Here is a 4,435-nt window from a genome sequence, read left to right on the forward strand (position 1 = left end):
CGTGGGGGAGAGGGCTGGGGTGAGGGGGTAGGATTTCAGGCCCCACAAAAAAGCCCGGAACCATCACTGGCCCCGGGCTTTTTCACATCCGCCGAAAACTTACTCAGCCAAAACCTGACCCACAGTCGGATCCTTGAACAGACGCGTCAGCGCATCGCTCAAGACATCGCTGACCAGTTTGGTGTTGGTTTCCTGGTTCGGCGCCATGCCGAAACGCTGGTCCAGCGACGCACCGTAACGGCCGCTGTAGCGACGGTTGGCGTTCTGCACGTCGGAGCGGAAGGTCGCGCCGATGGTCGCTTCGGTCACGTACATGCCTTCTTTAGGCGACTGATACTTCAGTTCGGCCAACGTCACGGTCAACTGCGGCGCGTTTGGCGCGTTGTTGGTCGGGGTGAAGCCGAGCAGACGCACGGCGGCTTCAGCCTGAGCCTGCAACTTCGGCAGGATCTGCTCGCGCTGCACGGTGATAGCGCTGGTTTCCGGGTACAGGCCGCCACGGGTGCCCAACGTTGGCGACGGGCGACCGTCGACCACACGCACGACAACAGGCTGGCCACGGCCGACCGCAGGCAGCTGGGTGGTCAGCTTCGGCTCCGGGCTCAGTTGTTGCGGGCTGTGGGCGCAGCCGGCCAGGGTCAAACCGGCCACAGTGATCAAACCGAACAACAGGCGTTGCAACATGCTCTTCTCTCCAGAATCAGGCACAAACAGGCCGGCAGTATAGCGGTGGGCCACTGCGGGTAACCAGCGCCCGGCAGCGAATACTGAAATGTCTGACAAACCCGTGGGAAAGCGGTTCCTGTCACAGATTATTCACCCGCCATACACGTTGACGTCACGGCGCTTTGGCAACCTTGCAATCAGTCCCCCACAAGGTACTCAATCATGCGTTATCTGATCTCGTTGTTCGCCCCACGTCCGCTGCATCGCAGCTTCGCCCTGCTCGACCGCAACGGCCATTGCCAGGCATTCAAGCAGTGCAGCCTGCAGCCGATGGGTGACGGTTGGGTGGAAATCGAAGAAATCCGCCTCAACTGGTTGCATCAGCCACTGCCCGCCAGCGCCCGCGTCATAGCGTCGCAGCCCCGCGCACGGGTGCAAGCGATGTTGAGCATCTGACCGGATGCCTAATAAAAGTCATTAAACACGAGCAACTGCCCGCATTTCTTCGATACAATCTCCCCCCGATTATAAGGACGTCTCCTGATCGGGCCCCGCAACAGCGTCAATGCGCATGCATCGACACCCAAAATCGCCCACAGAGAGCCGCCCACACAGATCGAGTGAAGTTGGCGCGCTTGCCTGTTCTTCCGGCAAAAACCCCGCTTTTCGCGAATCTGCAGAGCTGTCATGACGCTCGGCCACCGCGTTTTTTTGCCTTTGCGGGCAAGGTGCCAGGCCTGGACAGCCCTTTTTTGAGGTTCACGTCTTCAAAAGAGCGTGAAAAAAACGGGTTTTCACAACTTCACAAGAGTGTGGCGAGCAAATGAAAAGTTTTGCGTCTGAACATGCACCATTAGCGTCTGAAACAGCCCAACGACACAGGACCGGGTATACCTCGAATATCGGAGCCTGAAGCCTGTCCGCTACGGATTTGGTTGCACAAAAACGGATGTCTCGACCATAAGTCGAATTGCCAGCCGCGCGCTGAAATGAGTTCATGGAGCTCTTGAAGCCAAGCCGCATACATCCGTTGAAGTTGCGAAAAATTGCGAAGATTCGGACATGGCGACCTGACCATGGATAGCCTGGACACCACTGACCTGTCCCGGAACGCCTGGCAGCCATGCCGACAATTTGGTGCTGCAGATTTTGGAGACGCGTTAAATGGCGCATAACGAAGCAGTCGACGTAGTACTGGTTGGGGCCGGCATCATGAGTGCCACTCTTGCCGTGCTGCTCAAAGAGCTCGACCCCGCGATCAAGCTGGAAGTCGTCGAGCTGATGGATTCCGGTGCCGCAGAGAGTTCCAACCCTTGGAACAACGCCGGTACCGGCCACGCCGGTCTGTGCGAGCTGAACTACACGCCGCAGGCCGCCGATGGCACCGTCGACATCAAGAAAGCCGTGCACATCAACACCCAGTTCGAGGTGTCGAAGCAGTTCTGGTCGTACCTGACCAAGAAAGGCACCTTCGGCTCGTGCAAATCCTTCATCAGCCCGGTACCGCACCTGAGTTTCGTCCAGGGCGACTCCGGCGTGTCGTTCCTGAAAGAACGCTTTGACGTGCTGCACAAGCACCACGCCTTCGCCGACATGGAATACACCGAAGACAAGGCCAAAATGGCCGAATGGATGCCGTTGATGATGCCGGGCCGCTCGCCGGACGAAGTCCTCGCCGCCACTCGCGTGATGAACGGCACCGACGTCAACTTCGGCGCCCTGACCAATCAGTTGCTCAAGCACCTGACCAGCGCACCCGACACCCAAGTCAAATACTGCAAGCGCGTCACCGGCCTCAAGCGTAACGGCGCTGGCTGGACCGTGAGCATCAAGGACGTCAACAACGGCAACACCCGTGAAGTCGACGCCAAGTTCGTCTTCCTCGGCGCCGGCGGTGCCGCCCTGCCATTGCTGCAGGCTTCGGGCATCGAAGAAAGCAAAGGCTTCGGCGGCTTCCCGATCAGTGGCCAATGGCTGCGCTGCGACAATCCGGAAGTGGTCAAACAGCACCAGGCCAAGGTTTACAGCCAGGCCGCCGTGGGTTCGCCACCGATGTCGGTGCCGCACCTGGACACCCGCGTGGTCGACGGCAAGAAATCCCTGCTGTTCGGGCCATACGCCGGTTTCACCACCAAGTTCCTCAAGCACGGTTCCTTCATGGACCTGCCGCTGTCGGTGCGCGCCGGCAACATCGGGCCGATGCTGGCCGTGGCGAAAAACAACATGGACCTGACCAAATACCTGGTCAGCGAAGTGATGCAGTCGATGGAACAGCGTCTGGATTCCCTGCGCCGTTTCTACCCTGAGGCGAAAGCCGAAGACTGGCGCCTGGAAGTGGCCGGCCAACGGGTGCAGATCATCAAGAAAGACCCGAAAAAAGGCGGCATCCTGCAGTTCGGTACCGAGCTGGTTGCAGCAAAAGACGGTACGCTCGCCGCCCTGCTCGGTGCTTCGCCAGGTGCGTCGGTGACCGTTTCGATCATGCTGGAACTGATCGAGAAGTGCTTCCCGGCCAAGGCCAAGGGTGAGTGGGCTGGCAAACTGGCCGAGATCTTCCCGGCCCGTGAAAAGGTTCTGGAAACCGATGCTGCGCTGTATCGCAAGATCAACACGCAGAACAACATCGCGCTGGAACTGGTTGAAGAAAGCAGCGAGACCCCAAGCTACGCTTGATCAAGCCGCATAAAAAACGCCCCGATCGGGGCGTTTTTTTATGTCTGTCAGAAGCAAAAGATCGCAGCCTGCGGCAGCTCCTACATGGGATGTGTATTTATCCTGTAGGAGCTGCCGAAGGCTGCGATCTTTTGATCTTAAGCGCGAGCTTTATCGATCAGCTCGATGTAGTCCGGGGCGTTGCGCTGATCGGCGATCAGGTCAACAAAGGTCTTGCCCTGCTCGTCCTTGCCATCGACGTCGTAACCGGCCTCGACGAAGAAGCCGAGGAAGCGTTCGAAGTCATCGATACGCAGGCCACGGTAGGCCTTGATCAGTTTGTGCAGCGACGGCGAAGTGGCGTCGACCGGTTCAAAATCGAGGAACAGCTTGATCTGCTCATCGCCGATCTCGTCACCAATCACTTGTTTCTTATCTTTACGCATTGCCGACTCCAGCTCGCAGACATTACACGGGGCGGGCAGTTTACCCCTGCCCGGCCGCCGGGCTCAACGCGATCGCACCGCCCCGGTATGCAAATCGGCCCAGATATGGCCGTTGGCGTAACTGAGGAACTGCACATACACGGTGTCATTGCGCAGCAGATCGATGATCACGCGGTATTGGGCCTGTGGATAAAACAACGTCAGGGTTTTGCTCTTGTCGTCGTAGACCGGTTTTTTCAGGCTTTTACTTTCGCCGTCGAAATTGACCAGTACTTGAGTGATCGTCGCGCCCTTGTTCAGGGACTTGCCCTTGAGGCGAATCATCAATGGCGAGGTAACCGGAATCGGCTGCTGATTGGACTGACGTTGCGCGCCGACGACCACCGAGTAATCGGTGACCTGCAGAAGTTGCTGCTGCTCGGGCTCGGCATCGCGCACGGTCAGATCGTCCGGCGGCAGGAATTGGCTGTGCATCGGCGCGGCGGACAGCGGCAGGCTGACGGCCAGCAAGAAGGCGGCGAGGCTGCGGATCAAGAGGCGCATGACAGGCTCCGGAGGGCGGGGCCGAGCACTCTAGCATGGGTATCACGCAAACAAATGTAGGAGTGAGCCTGCTCGCGATTGCGGTCTGTCAGCAACGTTGATGTTGGCTGATACGACGCTATCGCGAG

5 protein-coding genes are annotated in these 4,435 nt (G+C 58.7%); 2 read left to right on the plus strand and 3 right to left on the minus strand.

Annotated elements, in window-relative coordinates:
• Window positions 1-99: 99 nt before the first annotated feature.
• A complete protein-coding gene (locus PMI23_RS13950; protein ID WP_007912832.1) occupies window positions 100-684 on the minus strand; it encodes a YajG family lipoprotein in 585 nt (194 codons plus the stop codon).
• Between the two features lie 204 nt (window positions 685-888).
• Between PMI23_RS13950 and PMI23_RS13955 the strand changes: the two genes are divergently transcribed.
• Entirely contained in the window at window positions 889-1,122 is a 234-nt protein-coding gene (locus tag PMI23_RS13955) for a hypothetical protein (RefSeq protein ID WP_007912834.1), read from the plus strand.
• A 708-nt stretch (window positions 1,123-1,830) separates the two neighbouring features.
• The gene (gene mqo, locus PMI23_RS13960) at window positions 1,831-3,339 is read left to right on the plus strand and encodes a malate dehydrogenase (quinone) (RefSeq protein WP_007912835.1); all 1,509 of its coding nucleotides are present in this window, start codon (window positions 1,831-1,833) and stop codon (window positions 3,337-3,339) included.
• A 137-nt stretch (window positions 3,340-3,476) separates the two neighbouring features.
• Here the strand turns inward: mqo and PMI23_RS13965 are convergent, their stop codons facing one another.
• Window positions 3,477-3,764, minus strand: a complete 288-nt coding sequence (locus PMI23_RS13965; protein WP_007912836.1) for a PA4642 family protein — start codon at window positions 3,762-3,764, stop codon at window positions 3,477-3,479.
• A 63-nt stretch (window positions 3,765-3,827) separates the two neighbouring features.
• On the minus strand, window positions 3,828-4,307 hold the full coding sequence (locus tag PMI23_RS13970) for a hypothetical protein (RefSeq protein WP_007912838.1): 480 nt from the start codon (window positions 4,305-4,307) through the stop codon (window positions 3,828-3,830).
• Between the last annotated feature and the right edge of the window lie 128 nt (window positions 4,308-4,435).

The organism is Pseudomonas sp. GM24, assembly GCF_000282235.1.
GTDB lineage: Bacteria > Pseudomonadota > Gammaproteobacteria > Pseudomonadales > Pseudomonadaceae > Aquipseudomonas.